A 16,149-nucleotide genomic window follows, 5' to 3' on the forward strand; every position below is an offset into this window, starting at 1 on the left:
TAAAGGATGATCAGTTACAGCTATTGCTCCAGCAGAGCTCGTTGTCTGCATACTCCCCATCATTATCCCGGTCCCAGCCTCGCTCTCCGCTGGAGCTGAGTCGCAATTGGCCATCATTTTCCTGGGTCCCGCCGTTGATAGGCGTGGCAAAAAGCTCGTAGGTGTCCCCAGCATCGCTGACATCCATCGTCAAGTCGTAGCTCTTGTTGTTGCCATCGAGCGGCGACTGGGAGGGGAAAATCCCCGGTGCGCCATCATCATCTCCATCTTTGGCGGCACCAAAGTAGCTGCCTCTCTGTGTGTAATGCCGCTCCATCGCCTGCGCAAGGCCCATCAAGGCACCCTGCGCATCCGCCCGTTTGGAGGATTTCACATATTTCTGATAGTTAGGCAATGCCACCGCAGCAAGAATCGCAATGATCGCCACTACGATCATCAATTCAATCAGGGTAAAACCACGCTGTTTCTTTATCATCTTAGCCACCATGCTTTTCGCTTGAGGGTTCCACAGATACAGCCCTCTTAAACAGGATCAGGTATCGCGGTTGTTATCTAGGGGAGACCTCCTCCCAGGACATGATGCCCTTGCGCATAAGCATCCACCCAGGGCCCTCATCCTCCAAGGGTATAACTTCATCGCAGATGACAACGCCGGCGCTCCCTGGAGTACAGCGCCGGTTTTCAATAAAGGCAGACTTCCCCGGCATTCCGGGATCTTCGCTTTTGCCTTTACCTTCTAAGCAGTACCCGGCACAGGCCACAAACTGCTCTCCGATGTATCCCTTATCATGGGAATCGACTTCACCATCATTGTTGAAATCGGACACGAGGGAGGGGGCCCCACCGCTAAGTACGTCAAGGCTCATAATGTAACCTGTACCACTGGAAGCGCAGGGCTGCGGGTTGGGGATGATAGTGCTGAAGAATACCGTGTAGCTCCTCGCAACATCGTCGAAGCCCACACTCGGTTCAGTAACCACGCGCTCTCCGGCAAAACCAGTATCGCTGATCTCGCCGCGCGTCAAAGCTAACCTCCAGCCTTTGTGGATCTCCCAGTCCACCTCGGTACTTTGTGCGTCGATCTGACGAACTCTGCTGTCAACGGAAAACTCCGTTGGCGCCATTAGATCATCTTCAGTGAACATTCTTTCAGCCAAATCCGCCGCGACAATGGAATTGCCCAGCATCGTGGAACCGTCATCCAGCACCGCGTAGAAAGCGCCGGGGTTTTCATCCGTGAGATCGCCATTATTGAGATATTGACCGGTACCAAACAGCACGAGCACATTGGCACCGGCACCGGCACCGGCACCCTTGCCATTATTCTTAGCAATAGCCGGCGCGGAAAGAATTGATACATGGCGCATGCCGGCCTCATCTCCAGCGCTAAAAAGCGGCTTGTTGCCGTAGATGCCCCATTGGTTATCCGTTTTCGCGGACAGATCAAAAGACCACATATTGCCCATCAGGTCACCGGCATAGACCCGGTCAACAATGTGATCCCCATCCATATCGAGCAATGCCGGGGCGGACAGGCCGTTCTTGCGGGAATCCAACTGACCGCGCCCCGTGCTGATAAATTTATAGTCGTTGACATCCCAGGAACCGTCGGCACCCTCCTCGATGTAAACGATGAAGAGCCCGGCAACACCGTTGTCGCTATTGTAACCATTGCCGAATATCGCCGCCCATTTGCCATTATTGAGCTTGGCAATTTCGACCTCTGAATAGGAATAACCGAGGTTAGCCGCGTCAGCTGCGCCATCAAACTCCCACAGGACCATTTCATCGGCAAAGGCTTCATCAAAACGGTCCGGCGTGGTTCTTATACCATTATCCGTTTTTTCCGTTGTACCAGCAGCGGAAATATCCAGGGCGAAATAACCCTTGCCACCACCGCGCAGGCCACCCACCAGGACAGTCATCCACTGCTGCTGACTCCCTCCGGCGGGATCAATATAAATATCAGACACGGTAGGGGTCAGGTCCACATAGTAATTATGCGGGTAATCTTTGTGAGTAAAGGAATGCAGCCCCTTGTAACGACTGGTATCCAGCACCAGGGAAGGGACATAGGCAAACACCTCTTCGCCGGTATCCGCACGGAACCCATGCAACATGCCATCGTTGGCTCCCACATATACCATGGGATTGCGGTTGACGTTGTCTCTCTTGTACTGCTGGTAAAAATCTGCCGACTGATTACCGCCCCACCTGCTCGGCCAGTCTTCATCCGGCTTGCCCACATAGATGGGCGTCGAGTGGACTATATCCCCCAGTAATTTACTGCCCATAACGCCGTTCGATGAGGAAATCCGGCTGCGGCGGCGAAAATCGCCCTCGTATTCATCGTCGTCCTCATCCAGATTGTCATAAGCGGTACTGCCGCGGATATATTCAAGACGCTCTACCCAGAGCTCATCGGGCTCCCCATCTGTATCGAGCATCATCAGGTCTTGCGCTTGGGCCGTATCTTCCGCATCGCCCTCATCCTTGTCGTCCTTCTTCTTCTTCTTCTTCTTCTTGTTGTTGTTTTTTTCAGAGACAGGGGTCAAGCCAGTGACAGTAAAGGGAACCCCCTTGCCGTTAAGATAGGTGATAATTTCCCGCGAATCCGATGTTTCCCCGGCCAGTTGCTCAGACGCCTCCCAAAACGCTTCTTCATCCTCTGCAACAACTCCAGTCATCAGGTCCAGGCTTTTTGCATAGAGCTGGCCACTGAAATCTGAAGTATCAAACTTGGCCATATAAATGACCTTCTGTTCTTTCAGACTGGTGGAACTAAAGGAAACCGAGGACTGGGAACCAATTGAACTGGTGATACTGTTAACCGCCAAGTTCAGCGACTGAGCCAGCTCCTCGGCATTCTCTGCGAACTGGTAGCTGCCACCGCCCTGCGCACCGGCGTCTTTCAACAGCTGGTTATCCTTAAGTTTCTTGTCAGCAAAACCAATAAAGTGGCTGATAATATTATTCTTGTGATTCGGGTTGTCCGGGTCTTCTAGGTCCGGACGCCAGTCGATCTCGTAGAGAGCCTTGGCAATATCATCCAGGGCATCCTCATCGTCGCTATTTCCATCCAGATCATAATTATCGATATAGGTACTGACTGACTTATCGTGTGCAGGCTCACCATCGGTCATGGCAATAATAAAATTCGATTGACAATACTGCTGAATCACCGGGCTAGAGCTCGTAGGCTCTGCCACACTCCCATAGTATGGCTTCAGAGGCAATACACTCCCTGCATTTACGCGCTCCTCTTTTGTGGCATGCCCAGGATGGATCGTCACCTTCTTGCCCTCATAACCCTCGACAAAGTAACGACCCAACATACCCATAGCTTTGCCCAGCGGAGTCCAAGTCTCAGGCTCGATGTTATCGATTTTACTTTTCAAGTTATCCCGGGCATTGGGCTCGGAAAGGCTTGTCAGTCCCTGTAAGATTTGCCCGCCACGGTCATAGGGGGATCTGTTATCGAACTGCGCCAACCCCACACGCATCCCGCTCAATCCGTCGATCACCTCTTTGGCTGCGTCCTGAGCCACTTTCATCCGTTTTTCTCCCGACGCCAACTTTTCGTCCATGGAGCCAGAATTATCGATCAGGATCATTAGATTGGGTTCGATCCGGCCGGTAGCCTGCAGAGGGGTATTGGATAAGGCCAGGGGTTCTGCAAAAAAAACTTCTTCTGCTTCTTGTGCGCTGACACAAGTTGAAAGGGTGATTCCAAAACCCAGCAGCCCCAACAGCAGCGGCTTCGGCGCCATTTTCTTCAGCAGCTTATTATTCATTGTTATTACCTAGAACTTTTTCTTGTAATGGACGATGAGGGTACGGGCAGTGGTATCGGAAAGGCCGCGCCCCTGGGCGACGATACGGAATAAAGTGGCATCATCGACCGTATCGCCCAGTTCGATGTAGTAACGGCCCTGCAGGGTATGACCCGCCATAGTGAACGACGCACTTTTTGTTTGGGTCGTAGTAGCGTCAACACCCCAGATTTCTGGATCCTGCAGGTCGGCCGGGCCCTCCCCCGGGTTGTGCAGGTGGCCGTAGGCTTGGGTCCCAAAGCCACTGGTATCTTCCATATCGTAAATCTCCATTACCGCGACCTTGACTGCGGATTCTGCAACCTCCAGTGCCAGCTTTGCGTCCCGTGAGGCGAAAGTCATTTTCTCTTCCAGCAGCACGGTGCGCGCCGCCGAAACACCCATCAGGGTGATAACCAGCAGGACGATCAGGCTGACCATCAGCACTGCACCGCGCTGCTGCCCCAGGGAATTGCTTGCCGAGTGGTTCATTTAGAGACTTCCCCGATTGCGAATTTTCGTGGTCGTTACATAGACTTTGCGCAACTTGCCATCGGTATAGGTAGTTGTTTCGTCGTCCAGGTCCGTCACCATCAACTCGTCTGCCTGCACACTGCCATCACTCGAGATCAACAGTTGCACCCTTACCGACAACACATTTTTCATCTTTGCATCATCAAGGTTTTCAGAGGACGACCAGATATCCACCACCTGATTGTCGTCGGTATCGAGCCCGTAAAGAATCTGCATATCATCCACCCCTGACACCAACTCCATGGGCGATGCGCCGGTATCCGCCAAATAGAGGGATGGCCGGCCGGTTACTGTGCTATTGGCAAGGAAGTATGTTCGCTCAAAAGGCTTTAGAATGCGGGTGTCCACCGGGTAGTCATCCTTCAGGTTGTTGCCGCTCGCATTCGGGAACTCGCACTGTTGGCCTTTGTTGGCCGTGAATTTGTCATCGCCAGTATTGCTATTGCTATTGCCGTTACTGTTGCAGCCTCCTTTGCCGGGCACATTGGTGATGCTCAAGAGGTCCGCCCCCTGACAGCTGGAGAGCAGCACCACATCACCGGGCTCGAGGTCACATTGCCCGCTCAACTGCATGGATGAGCCTGCGGACTCACTGGAAGCAATACGGCCAAGTCCCACACAGGCTTCCTGGGCGCCACGCAACGTCAGAGTGTCAGTTCCATCCAACACGTCAATCCCGCCGATTTTCTCGCCACTGCTGTTGTCGCCGCCCTGAACCCCTTTGGTTCCGATCTCCTCGTAAAGACCTTTTAGCGGCGAGCTCGCAGGAATGGTGCTCAAATGGTTCTCGATGCTTGCCGGATCAGCTGTGCAGCCCCAGTAGCTCGCTATGCGGATGTCCCCAGCAAGCTGCTCCACAGCAAAACGGCCACTTTCCTGCACACGGGCAAAGGCCGTCTGCATCTGTATGGCACTGCGGTTGCTGTCAAAGATCTGCAATACCCCCAGCAGCAGCAGGGCGCTGAGCAGCAGGGCAATCATCAATTCGATCAGCGACAGGCCGCGCTGTTTAGCCAGAGAATTTTTCATCAGAGCTCCACCACCATCACAAACTGGGATTCCTCGGTACCGCCAGCAGCGCTACCACGCTTTTCACCCGTGTGCTGTTCGCTCCAGGTCATCGTCAGGGTGAAAGTGCCTTCATCCCGGCTGATCGCGCCCTCACCAGCCGGCAGGTTTTGCTTGATCAACTGCCCCCAATCATAAAGATCCGCTCTGGCTAGCTGTTGTGGCCCACACATCGACCTGCAGGTGGCCTTGGTCTCACTACCATCCACCTTCTTGTCGTCATACAGCCCGTCTTGCACACCAAGGAAATTCCCCCGCAGACGCTCGGCCATCTCCTGTGCGGCCAAGACTGCCATATAGCGGTGGTGAGAATTGTTGGCATTTTTGAGGCTCATTACCTGTGTAGCGGAAAGCCCCAGCAGACCAACGGACAGCACCAGTATTGTCACCAGCACCTCGATCATGGTTGCGCCTTTCTGGCTCTTCATAGTTGCCATCGTTGTTTTCAAGCCCCCCGCCGACTTTTGCATACTGGCCTCTGGATTATTCATTCCGTATCCTAGTTACTGCATGCGATACCCGAGGAGGAACGCAGCAGCCCAGACGCGAGCAGACTGAGTTGCTTGCCGTGGTTGCCAGAGCGATCATCGCACAAGGTGATTCTCATACTGCCGCCTTTAACAGCACCTCGTGGGCTATAACCAATATTCAGAACGGCCACTGAGCTGCCATCCACTTCGCCAGAGACCTTAAGGCCTGAAGCCGTGGCCAGGCGGACAATACGCAGCTCTTCCCCTTCATTGAGCTCACCGTTCCCGTTTTCGTCGAACCAGACCCGCAGGCCATTGGCAACGCCCCCGTCAAGACTCCCCACCTGAATAGTGCGACCGCGCCGCACGGCTTCGGCGCGGGCAAACTGCAACGCACCGACAAGATCATTGGCGGCGGCGGTCAGGCGGTTATCCTTGATCAGGGTATTGAATGAGGGCACCCCGATAGTCGTGACGATGGCAAGAATCGCCACCACGATCATCAGCTCAATCAGGGTAAAACCCATGGAACGCTTTGAGATTGTCATTAGGGAACCTTGTCATTATTTGAAGCACTCCGGCTAGGGAGTACTGACCAAGCCTAGTTATACCAGCTCGTGGCCAGAGTGGAAGTTCTGTGATCGCAGGAGAAGGGAGTAACCGATAGGCGGGGAATAAGAGCCGACCAGCGGTCGGCTCGGGTGATGCAGGTGTCGAGAGCTCACAGAACAGTTAGCGCAGTTCTTTGGGCAGGGAGAAGCGGACATTTTCCTCGCGCCCGGCCATTTCCGCGGGGGGCTCGGCACCCAGCTGCTGCAGGCGGTCGATCACTTCCTGCACCAGCACTTCCGGTGCGGAGGCGCCGGCGGTGATGCCGATGGCCGCGCAGTCGGTCAGCCATGCGGGATCGATATCCGCCGCGCCGTCGATCAGTTTTGCGGTGGCTCCACAGCGCTCCGCCAGCTCCCGCAGGCGGTTGGAGTTGGAGCTGTTGGGGCTGCCCACCACCAGCACCAAATCGCTCTCCAGGGCCAGTTGGCGCACCGCATCCTGGCGGTTCTGGGTCGCGTAGCAGATGTCGTCTTTGCGCGGGCCGCGGATACCGGGAAAGCGTGTGCGCAGGGCGTCGATCACCTTGGCGGTGTCATCCATGGAGAGGGTAGTCTGGGTGACGAAAGACAGGTTGTTCTCGTCTTTCACCACCAGCCTGGCCACATCCTCCTCGTCTTCCACCAGATAAATGGCACCGCCGCCACTGGTGTCGTACTGCCCCATGGTGCCTTCCACCTCGGGGTGCCCGGCGTGACCAATCAGTATGCACTCGCTTCCGTCGCCGCTGTACTTGCTCACCTCCAGGTGCACCTTGGTCACCAGCGGGCAGGTGGCATCGAAAACCCGCAGTCCGCGGGCGGCGGCTTGCCGCTGCACGGCTTTGGAAACACCGTGAGCACTGAAAATCACGATGACATCGTCCGGCACTTCCGACAGTTCATCCACAAACACCGCGCCGCGCTCGCGCAGGCTGTCCACCACAAACTTGTTGTGCACCACTTCATGACGCACGTAGATGGGTGCACCGAATACGTCCAGGGCGCGATTGACGATGTCGATCGCGCGATCAACACCGGCGCAGAAGCCGCGGGGATTTGCCAGTCGGATTTGCATAGTCTTGTATTCGCTTAGCCTCTTACTTCTCTTAGCCTGTCACAGCCAATCTTGGCCAGACAGCCTCGTTCAGGCATCCACTCGGGAGGCAAAAATGCCCCTCAGTTGACCGAGGCCACCTCGATAATTTTGACGTGGAAGGTCAGCGTCTGCCCTGCCAGAGGATGGTTGAAGTCCACCGTCACTTCGTCATCTTCGATTTCGCGGATCACGCCCGGCAGTTCGCCGCTGCCGTTATCAAAGGAAACCACAAGTCCGGGCTCCAGCTCCATATCGGGGCTGAAGTGATCCCGGCGCACCTTCTGCAGGTTGGCGGGGTTGCGCTGGCCGAAGCCGGCCTCCGGCGGGATCTCGATCTCGGCCTCGTCGCCGGCCTTGAGACCGAACAGGGCCTTCTCAAAGCCTGGCAGGAGACTGCCGTCGCCGACGGTGAAACTGGCGGGGTCGCCCTTGAAGGTGGAGTCCACTTCACTGCCGTCGTCCAGCTTGAGACTGAAATGCAGGGTGACACGGCTGTGCTCACCAATCACGTTGTTGCTCATACTTTTTTAAACTTCCGCATTCTTTTCGGTATCTTTAGATTCGGCAAAAAACAGCAACTCGATCACCAGCATGGTGGCGCCGATACTGATGGCCATATCGGCCACGTTGAACACCGGGAAGTGCCAGCTGCCGTAATACACAGAAATAAAATCCCGCACATAGCCGAGCAGGATGCGGTCCCACAGGTTGCCGATGGCACCACCCAGGATCAGCGCCAGCGCCAGGGGCTCCCAGCGTTTCGCTGCCGGCAGACGCCACAGCCAGACGATCACCATGGCGCTGAAGCCCAGTGCCACCGCGCCAAAAAACCAGCGCTGCCAGCCGCCGGCATCGGCGAGGAAACTGAAGGCCGCACCGTAGTTTTCCGCATAGGTGAACTGTAAAAGTCCGGGAATAATCTGCAGTTCAGGGCCGTACATAAAGCGATCCACCGCCCACACCTTGGTGGCGATATCCACAACGATCACCCCCAGGGCCAGCCAGTACCAGCGCCAGGGGTGCCCTGCCAGCGAGGGACTATTAGGCATAGTGCCGCTCCTCACCGGTGCCCGCCACGTTCTCCACGCAACGGCCACAGATCTGCGGGTATTCCGGCACGGAACCCACGTCGGCGCGGTAATGCCAGCAGCGCTCGCACTTCGGATGATCCACCTTGCGCACATCCACCTTGAGCCCTTCCAGCTCGGTATTGTGGGCACCGGCGGCATCGCTGAGGCGCTGGACATTGGTGGAGGAACAGATCAGCACAAAGCGCAGCTCGTCTTCCAGGGCTGAGAGTTTTTCCCGCAGGGCTTCGTCCGCATACAGGGTCACTGCGGCCTGCAGGGAGCCGCCGATCTGACCCGCACTGCGCTGTTCTTCGAGTACTTTGTTGACCGCGGTTTTCACCCGCGCGATCTCGGCCCAGAAGTCGGCGCCCTTGTCGGCGTCGGCGGGCAGCCTTTCAAGGGGGTACCACTCTTCGAGGAAGACGCTCTCGCCCTTGTCGCCGGGAATAAACTGCCACAGTTCATCGGCGGTGAAGCTCAGGATCGGCGCCACCCAGCGGGTGAAAGCCTGCACGATATGGTACAGCGCGGTCTGCGCGGAGCGACGGGCCACACTGTCTTCGCGGGTGGTGTACTGGCGGTCTTTGATGATATCCAGGTAGAAACCACCCATTTCCACTACGCAGAAGTTGTGCAGCTTCTGGTAGATCTGGTGGAACTGATAGTTGTCGTAGGCCGCAATGATCTCGTCCTGCAGCCGTGCGGCCTTGTCGATGGCCCAGCGATCCAGCGCCAGCAGCTCCTCAGCCGGCAGCAGGTCTTGCTGCGGGTCGAAGCCGGCCAGATTCGAAAGGAAGAAGCGGGCGGTGTTGCGCAGGCGCCGGTAGGAGTCTGCGGTGCGCTTGAGGATTTCGTCGGAGACCGCCATTTCACCGCTGAAGTCGGTGGCCGAAACCCACAGGCGCAGCACATCCGCACCCAGCTTGTTGATCACATCCTGCGGCGCCACGGTATTGCCGATGGACTTGGACATCTTGCGCCCTTCCGCGTCCACCGTGAAACCGTGGGTAAGCACCTGCCGGTAGGGGGCCACATCGTTGATGGCGATGGAGGTTTTCAGGGAGGACTGGAACCAGCCGCGATGCTGGTCGGAACCTTCCAGATACAGGTCGGCGGGGAAGCGCAGGCCCTTGCGGCGCTCCAGTACCGCATAGTGGGTGACGCCGGAATCGAACCAGACATCCAGGGTGTCGGTGACTTTTTGATACTGGTCGGCCTCGTCGCCAAGCAGCTCCGCCGGGTCCAGGTCGAACCACACATCCATCCCCCCTGTTTCGACACGCTGGGCCACCTGGTCCATCAGCGCCGGGGTGTCGGGGTGAATTTCATGGGTTTCCCGGTGCACAAACAGGGCGATAGGCACACCCCAGGTGCGCTGACGGGAGATGCACCAGTCCGGGCTGGCTTCCAGCATGGAATCAATGCGGGCCTTGCCCCAGCCGGGAATCCACTGCACCTGATCGGCGGCCTTCTTGGCGTGATCGAGCAGGTCGTTCTGCTGCATGCTGACAAACCACTGCGGGGTTGCCCGGTAGATCAGCGGCGTCTTGGTGCGCCAGCAGTGGGGGTAGCTGTGCACCAGCTTGCCCTCGTGCAGCAGCGTGCCCTTCTCTTTCAGGTAGGCGACAATTTTGTCGTCCACCTTGTACACGTGCTCACCGGCGAATACGGGCACACTGTCCCGGTAGACGCCGTTCTCATCCACGTAATTGAGGGTGTCGATGCCGTATTTCTTGCCCACCAGGAAGTCATCCGGGCCGTGGTCCGGGGCGGTGTGCACACAGCCGGTACCGGCGTCGGTGGTGACGTGGTCACCCAGCACGATGGGCAGGGTCTTGTCGTAGAAGGGGTGGCGCACCTTCAGGTGCTCCAGTGCCGCGCCGCGGATATGACCGACTACGTCGCCCTCAAGGCCGGCGCGCGCCAGCACTGCGTCCTTTAATGCTGCGGCCATCAGCAGGCGGCGCTCAGCCACCTGCACGACCACGTATTCCAGCTCGCCGTTGACGGCAACCGCCTGGCTGGACGGCAGTGTCCAGGGGGTGGTGGTCCAGATCACCACGGACAGCTCGCCGTCACCGGCGTGGCCACCGGCGGCGTCGGCGATGGCCAGGGCGGTTTCCTCAGTCGCCGGGTAGCAGACGTCGATGGAGTAGGAGGTCTTGTCCTGGTACTCCACTTCGGCCTCGGCCAGTGCCGAGGCACCCACCACGCTCCAGTAAACCGGCTTGAAACCCCGCGCCAGGTGACCGTTTTTCACGATGCGGCCGAGGGCGCGGATGATGTCTGCCTCGAACGCAAAGTCCATGGTGCGGTATGGGTTGTCCCACTCGCCGAACACCCCCAGGCGGATAAAGTCTTTTTTCTGCCCCTCTACCTGCTTGGCGGCATATTCGCGGCACTTCTGGCGGAAGGTGCGGTGATCCACCTTGGCGCCGGCGCGGCCGATCTTCTTCTCGACCCGGTGCTCGATCGGCAGGCCGTGGCAGTCCCAGCCCGGCACGTAGGGGGCGTCGAAACCGCTCAGGGTCTTGGACTTGACGATGATGTCCTTGAGGATCTTGTTGACGGAATGACCGATATGAATATCCCCGTTGGCATAGGGAGGGCCGTCGTGCAGGATGAACTGCTCGCGCCCGGCGCGGGCCGCGCGGATTTTTTCGTAGAGCTTGCCCTCCTGCCACTGCTTGAGGGTGGCCGGCTCCCGCTGCGGCAGATTGCCGCGCATGGGGAAGTCGGTATGGGGCAGGTTCAGAGTCGCTTTGTAGTCGGTCATTGGGTAGTTACTTCAGTTCTAGACTGGGAATTTGTTCGCCGCGGCGGATTCAGTGGCGATCCGACGGCCGGGGATTTTGTTCGAACCAGGTCCGCGCATCGCGGATATCCTGGGCAATCTGGGCCTTGAGCTGGTCGAGTGAAGCGAACTTCTCTTCGTCCCGCAGTTTATGGCAGAACTCCACCGCCAGCTCGCGGCCGTAGAGGTCACCACTGAAGTCAAACAGGTTGACCTCCAGCAGCGGCTGGGCGCCCTCGCCTTCCACGGTGGGCCGGAATCCCACGTTGGCCACGCCGTCAATTTCAACGCGCCCCGGGGCCAGCTCGCCCGCATCGGTCGCGCGCACCCGCACCGTGTAAACCCCCACCAACGGCGAGCGGTAGCGGTGCAGGCGCACATTGGCGGTGGGCGCGCCCAGCTGGCGCCCCAGCGCACGCCCCGGAGCTACCCGGCCGGTGATCTGGTAGGGCTGGCCCAGCAGGATTTCCGCCAGCTCGAAGTCGCCGTTTTCCAGAGCCCGGCGAATGCGGGTACTGCTGACCCGTTCCCCGCGAATCTCCAGTGTGGCGGTATCCTCAACGGTATAACCCACTTCGCGGCCGATCTTCTGCAGCAGCTGGTAATCGCCGCTGCGGTCGCAACCGAAGCGGAAGTCGTCGCCCACCACCAGGTGGCGGATATCGAGGCCATCCACCAGCACCTGGCGGATAAAATCTTCCGCACCCAGGGTGCGCAGGTGCTCATTGAATTGCAGGCAGAGTACCCGGTCGACGCCGGCCTCAAACAGGGCCAGCACTTTCTCCTTGAAGCGCATCAGCCGTGCCGGCGCCTTTTCTCCGGAAAAATATTCGTGGGGCTGGGGTTCGAAAATGATGGCCACCGAGGGCACGCCACGCTCCCGCGCGCGCTCGCGAACCTGCGCAATAATCGCCTGGTGACCGCGATGCACCCCATCGAACGAGCCGATGGTGGCCACACAGCCGCGGTGGCGGGGGCGCAGGTTGTGCAACCCGCGGATCAGTTCGCGCTCCTGGACCAAGGGGCCTTCCCATCCTCACAAAATTGAGCGCCGCAGTATAGCGGATTCAGGGGGGGCGGTCAGTGGCCGCGGCCGCTAGCCCTGCGCGCGGAAATGGCGCGGCCGCAGACCGCTGGCGACCAGCACCAGCAGGTAGGCGCCACCGCCAGCGGCAACCAGCACACCCATGCGCCAGGCGCGCTCCCACCAGCCCCAGTCGCTCCAGGACGGCCAGGCCGCCAGACCCGCCAGCAGCACGGCCACCATCGCCAGGTTCGCCACCACAAGGCGCAGCAGGAATAGCCGCCAGCCCGATTGCGGGCGATAGACCGCATCCCGCCGCAAGCCCTTGAACAGCAGCCAGGCATTCAGCGCCGCCTGGGCGGCGGTCGCCAGCGCCAGCCCCATATGCCCGAGCTGCAAATAGTGGTTCAGAGGGATCACAAAGGCGAGGCTCAACAGCATCTTGGCGGCGATGGCAATCAGCCCAAACCGCACCGGGGTATAGGTATCCTGCCGGGCGAAATACCCCGGCGCCAGCACCTTGATCAACATAAAGCCCAGCAGACCCAGCGCATAGGCGCGCAGCGACCAGGCGGCCATCGCCATATCCCGCGGCTCCATGCGGCCGTACTGGAACAGAGTGGTCAGTAGCGGCTCCGCCAGCACAATCAGGGCCAGCGCCGCCGGCAGGGAAATCAGGGTCACGGAGCGCAGGGCCCAGTCCAGGGTTTGACTGAAGCGCTGCGGGTCGCCGCCCACATGCTGGCGCGACAGGTTCGGCAGTATCACCGTGGCCACCGCGACGCCGAAGACCCCAAGGGGCAGTTCGACAAGGCGGTCAGAAAAATACAGCCAGGAAACACTGCCGGTGGGCAGGAAGGATGCCAGTACCGTGTCCAGTACCAGGCTGATCTGGGTTACCGAGACGCCGAAGATCGCCGGCGCCATCAGGCGCAGAATCTTGCGCACCCCCGGGTAGTTCCAGTCCCACTTCGGCCTGGGCAGGAGCCCCATGGGCGCAAGAAACGGCAACTGGAACAGCAACTGCACCACCCCCGCCGCGAGCACCCCCCAGGCGAGCGCCATAATCGACGGCTCGAACCAGCGGGTACCGAGTACGGCGGCGCCGATCAGCACCAGATTGAGCAGCACCGGAGTCAGGGCGGGAATGGCAAAGCGATCAAAGCTGTTGAGAACCGCGCCAGCAAAACCGGTCAGGGATATCAGCATGAGATAGGGGAAGGTGATGCGCAGCATCTCCGTCGCCAGCGCGAACTTTTCCCGCTCGCTGCCGTCCCACCACCAGCCGAGAGCGAAAATTCCCGCCACCAGTGGCGCGCACAGGACCCCGAACAGGGTCACCAGCAGCAGCGTGCCGCCGAGGGCGCCGGCCACCCGGTCGTTCAGCTCCCGGGCGGCGGCCAGACCGCCCTTCTGCCGATACTCCGCCAGTACCGGCACGAAAGCCTGGGCGAAGGCACCCTCGGCAAACAGGCGGCGAAAAAAATTGGGGATCTTGAACGCGACAAAAAAGGCATCGGCGGCATCACCGGCACCGGCAAAGCGGGCAAAAACCATATCCCGGGCCAGGCCGAGAACCCGCGACAGCAGTGTCGCCCCGCCGACCACTGCACTGCCGCGCAACAGGCCCGGAGCCCGGCGAGGGCTGCTGTTTTCATCACTGGCGGACTCTGCTGACAAGGCGCTGGCTCCCGAAAATGGCTCTGCTGGAATGGCCGGCAAGTCTACCGTAAAAAACCGTGCGGGATCGCCGATGAAGCGCATATTCGCCTGCCGGTGCGCAACCGGCAAACTATACTCAGGGAGAGCGAAACCCACGCCGAGCGGGACCATTGGCGTAAGGAGATGACGGATGACCATCAACGCATTACTGATCGCCCTGGCGCTGGCAGTCCTGCTGTATGTAACGGTGGCCTTGGGGCCACGCCCGAAGCGGATTCGGGTTCAAATCGAGACCCCCAGAGACCAGCGGTTTCGACGCCGGCACTGAGCCGCACAAGCCAGGGCCTGCCATAACGGCAACGGACGTTGAGACATGGCGGCAGGGCAACGAGGCGGCAGGGCAACGAGGCGGTAGGGCAACGAGAGCCGAGCAAGGGTGGCGGCCCAGATAGCTGCACCGATAGCTGTTTCGATAGCCGCCCAGCGGAAGCCGTTAGCCGTTAGCCGTTAGCCGTTAGCCGTACATTGGAAGCTGGTCAGCGCAAATTAGGGCACGGAAGCAGCCTCGGGCACGCCTCGCCAATCCCGCACGGCGTGTGTTTGCGGCGCTTTTCTCTTTGGGTTCCCCTATTCTTCCAGGAAGCGCCGAAGGAATGCCTAAGGGAAGTCTAAGGGAGGCCTAAGGGAGGTCTAAGGCGAGCCTGAAGAGCCCCTAAGGAGCCCCTTATAAGGCAAGGCTCTGAACGACCAGGCCACTAGGTAGCAGACAACAGACTTAGACAGCGGCCTTAGGCAACGGACTTAAACAACAGGACATCGGCCGGAAAGGAAAACGTGCCAGATCAAAAAACTGCAATAAACTACAAAGAGAATGTGTGCGAAAACCGGCACTATTAACTAACAGCCACAGGATCAACAGCTACAAGGGCAACCGCTGTAAATGCAACATAGCTGCAACAGCTCTAGCCACCAGCTACAAGAGGCACAAGAGACAACCATGCTGGCATCACAACTGACAGAGAGCCGCAGCGAGCTGGAAAACCTGGCCTACCAACTGGATACGGCGCACCTCTCGGCAAACGATGCCAACCAGCTCGCCATCGACAGCCTGCAATTCCAATTGTTTTTCATCACGGGTGACGACCAGCTGGCGGACAGTCAGCTACGCCAGGTCACCACACTGGCCGAGTTCCTGCAACGCTACCCGCAGCTACAGGTATGCCTGGAGGGGCATGCCGACCCCCGCGGCAGTGATGGCTACAACAATGTGCTCTCAGACCAGCGCGCCCTCAGCGTTCAGCGGGTTCTGATTGCCAGCGGAGTCGACAGCGCTCGCATCCAGCGCAAAGCACTCGGCGCGACCCTCTCCCAGGCCCCACAGGGCGATATCGACGCCTACGCCATGGAGCGCCGGGTCGACATCCACATCGCGCAGCCCTAGCTCTAGTCGCAATTGCTGACATCAGACCAGAGGCAGGCGCTAGCCGCCGGACTGCTATCAGGGGCCTTTTATCTGCGCGCCCTGACTGCTGAAGCCGTTAACACCGAGCCTGCCCAGCCCCCGCAATCCGGCCCTCCCCAGCCCGCGCCGCCCCGCGCCTCAGCCCACACAGGCACAGCGCGCAAGAGGGCAACCCACGACAAGGTTCCGACCACCCCCGGAAGCGGTTGACAAACAACCAACTGTGGGGATAATGTCGCGTCCCAATCGGGCCCCGGCCCGTCAGTTACAGAGTTTTTGAGATTCCAACAGGAGCAACCGGTGGCCAACTCACCTCAAGCGAAGAAGCGCGCGCGCCAGAACGACAAGCGCCGTAATCACAACGCCAGCCTGCGCTCCATGGTGCGCACCTACATCAAAAAGGTAGTTGCGGCCATTGATGCAGGTGATGCAGAAAAAGCCAAGACAGCCTACGCGGAAGCGGTACCGGTCATCGACCGCATGGCGGACAAAGGCATTATTCACAAGAATAAGGCCGCCCGTCACAAGAGCCGCCTGAACGCCAAGATCAAAGCCCTGGCTGCCTGA

Annotated in this window: 15 protein-coding genes; 3 read left to right on the forward strand and 12 right to left on the reverse strand. The window is 59.0% G+C overall.

Annotated features, from left to right (window positions below):
- Positions 1-10: 10 nt before the first annotated feature.
- From ABEA58_RS08070 to murJ, 12 genes are all read right to left on the reverse strand, one after another.
- Positions 11-475, reverse strand: a complete 465-nt coding sequence (locus tag ABEA58_RS08070) for a type IV pilin protein (protein WP_345550434.1) — start codon at positions 473-475, stop codon at positions 11-13.
- Positions 476-548: 73 nt separating this feature from the next.
- On the reverse strand, positions 549-3,794 hold the full coding sequence (locus ABEA58_RS08075) for a PilC/PilY family type IV pilus protein (protein WP_345550436.1): 3,246 nt from the start codon (positions 3,792-3,794) through the stop codon (positions 549-551).
- A 9-nt stretch (positions 3,795-3,803) separates the two neighbouring features.
- On the reverse strand, positions 3,804-4,304 hold the full coding sequence (locus ABEA58_RS08080; RefSeq protein WP_345550438.1) for a pilus assembly PilX family protein: 501 nt from the start codon (positions 4,302-4,304) through the stop codon (positions 3,804-3,806).
- Positions 4,305-5,375 (reverse strand): PilW family protein, encoded by a 1,071-nt coding sequence (locus ABEA58_RS08085; RefSeq protein WP_345550440.1) that lies wholly within the window; start codon positions 5,373-5,375, stop codon positions 4,305-4,307.
- Positions 5,375-5,905, reverse strand: coding sequence for a type IV pilus modification protein PilV (pilV, locus tag ABEA58_RS08090; RefSeq protein WP_345550442.1), 531 nt, complete (start codon positions 5,903-5,905; stop codon positions 5,375-5,377). Before pilV ends, ABEA58_RS08085 begins: the two co-directional genes overlap by 1 nt.
- An 8-nt stretch (positions 5,906-5,913) precedes the next feature.
- Positions 5,914-6,432 carry a GspH/FimT family pseudopilin gene (locus tag ABEA58_RS08095; protein ID WP_345550444.1) on the reverse strand — a complete coding sequence of 173 codons (519 nt, stop codon included), beginning with the start codon at positions 6,430-6,432 and terminating at the stop codon, positions 5,914-5,916.
- Between the two features lie 184 nt (positions 6,433-6,616).
- Positions 6,617-7,549 (reverse strand): 4-hydroxy-3-methylbut-2-enyl diphosphate reductase, encoded by a 933-nt coding sequence (ispH, locus tag ABEA58_RS08100; protein WP_345550446.1) that lies wholly within the window; start codon positions 7,547-7,549, stop codon positions 6,617-6,619.
- A 101-nt stretch (positions 7,550-7,650) separates the two neighbouring features.
- Positions 7,651-8,091, reverse strand: coding sequence for an FKBP-type peptidyl-prolyl cis-trans isomerase (gene fkpB / locus ABEA58_RS08105; RefSeq protein ID WP_345550448.1), 441 nt, complete (start codon positions 8,089-8,091; stop codon positions 7,651-7,653).
- Between the two features lie 6 nt (positions 8,092-8,097).
- Positions 8,098-8,619 (reverse strand): signal peptidase II, encoded by a 522-nt coding sequence (gene lspA / locus ABEA58_RS08110; RefSeq protein ID WP_345550450.1) that lies wholly within the window; start codon positions 8,617-8,619, stop codon positions 8,098-8,100.
- Positions 8,612-11,416 (reverse strand): isoleucine--tRNA ligase, encoded by a 2,805-nt coding sequence (gene ileS, locus ABEA58_RS08115; RefSeq protein ID WP_345550451.1) that lies wholly within the window; start codon positions 11,414-11,416, stop codon positions 8,612-8,614. Before ileS ends, lspA begins: the two co-directional genes overlap by 8 nt.
- A 49-nt stretch (positions 11,417-11,465) precedes the next feature.
- Positions 11,466-12,455, reverse strand: coding sequence for a bifunctional riboflavin kinase/FAD synthetase (gene ribF, locus ABEA58_RS08120; protein ID WP_345550452.1), 990 nt, complete (start codon positions 12,453-12,455; stop codon positions 11,466-11,468).
- 75 nt (positions 12,456-12,530) lie between these two features.
- The gene (murJ, locus tag ABEA58_RS08125) at positions 12,531-14,138 is read right to left on the reverse strand and encodes a murein biosynthesis integral membrane protein MurJ (protein ID WP_345550454.1); all 1,608 of its coding nucleotides are present in this window, start codon (positions 14,136-14,138) and stop codon (positions 12,531-12,533) included.
- 172 nt (positions 14,139-14,310) lie between these two features.
- Between murJ and ABEA58_RS08130 the strand changes: the two genes are divergently transcribed.
- The 3 genes from ABEA58_RS08130 to rpsT all read left to right on the forward strand — a co-directional run bounded on the left by ABEA58_RS08130 (position 14,311) and on the right by rpsT (position 16,149).
- A complete protein-coding gene (locus tag ABEA58_RS08130; protein WP_345550456.1) occupies positions 14,311-14,448 on the forward strand; it encodes a hypothetical protein in 138 nt (45 codons plus the stop codon).
- Positions 14,449-15,117: 669 nt separating this feature from the next.
- A complete protein-coding gene (locus ABEA58_RS08135; protein WP_345550457.1) occupies positions 15,118-15,561 on the forward strand; it encodes an OmpA family protein in 444 nt (147 codons plus the stop codon).
- Positions 15,562-15,882: 321 nt separating this feature from the next.
- A complete protein-coding gene (rpsT, locus tag ABEA58_RS08140; protein ID WP_345550459.1) occupies positions 15,883-16,149 on the forward strand; it encodes a 30S ribosomal protein S20 in 267 nt (88 codons plus the stop codon).

This window comes from Microbulbifer aestuariivivens, from assembly GCF_039545115.1.
GTDB lineage: Bacteria > Pseudomonadota > Gammaproteobacteria > Pseudomonadales > Cellvibrionaceae > Microbulbifer > Microbulbifer aestuariivivens.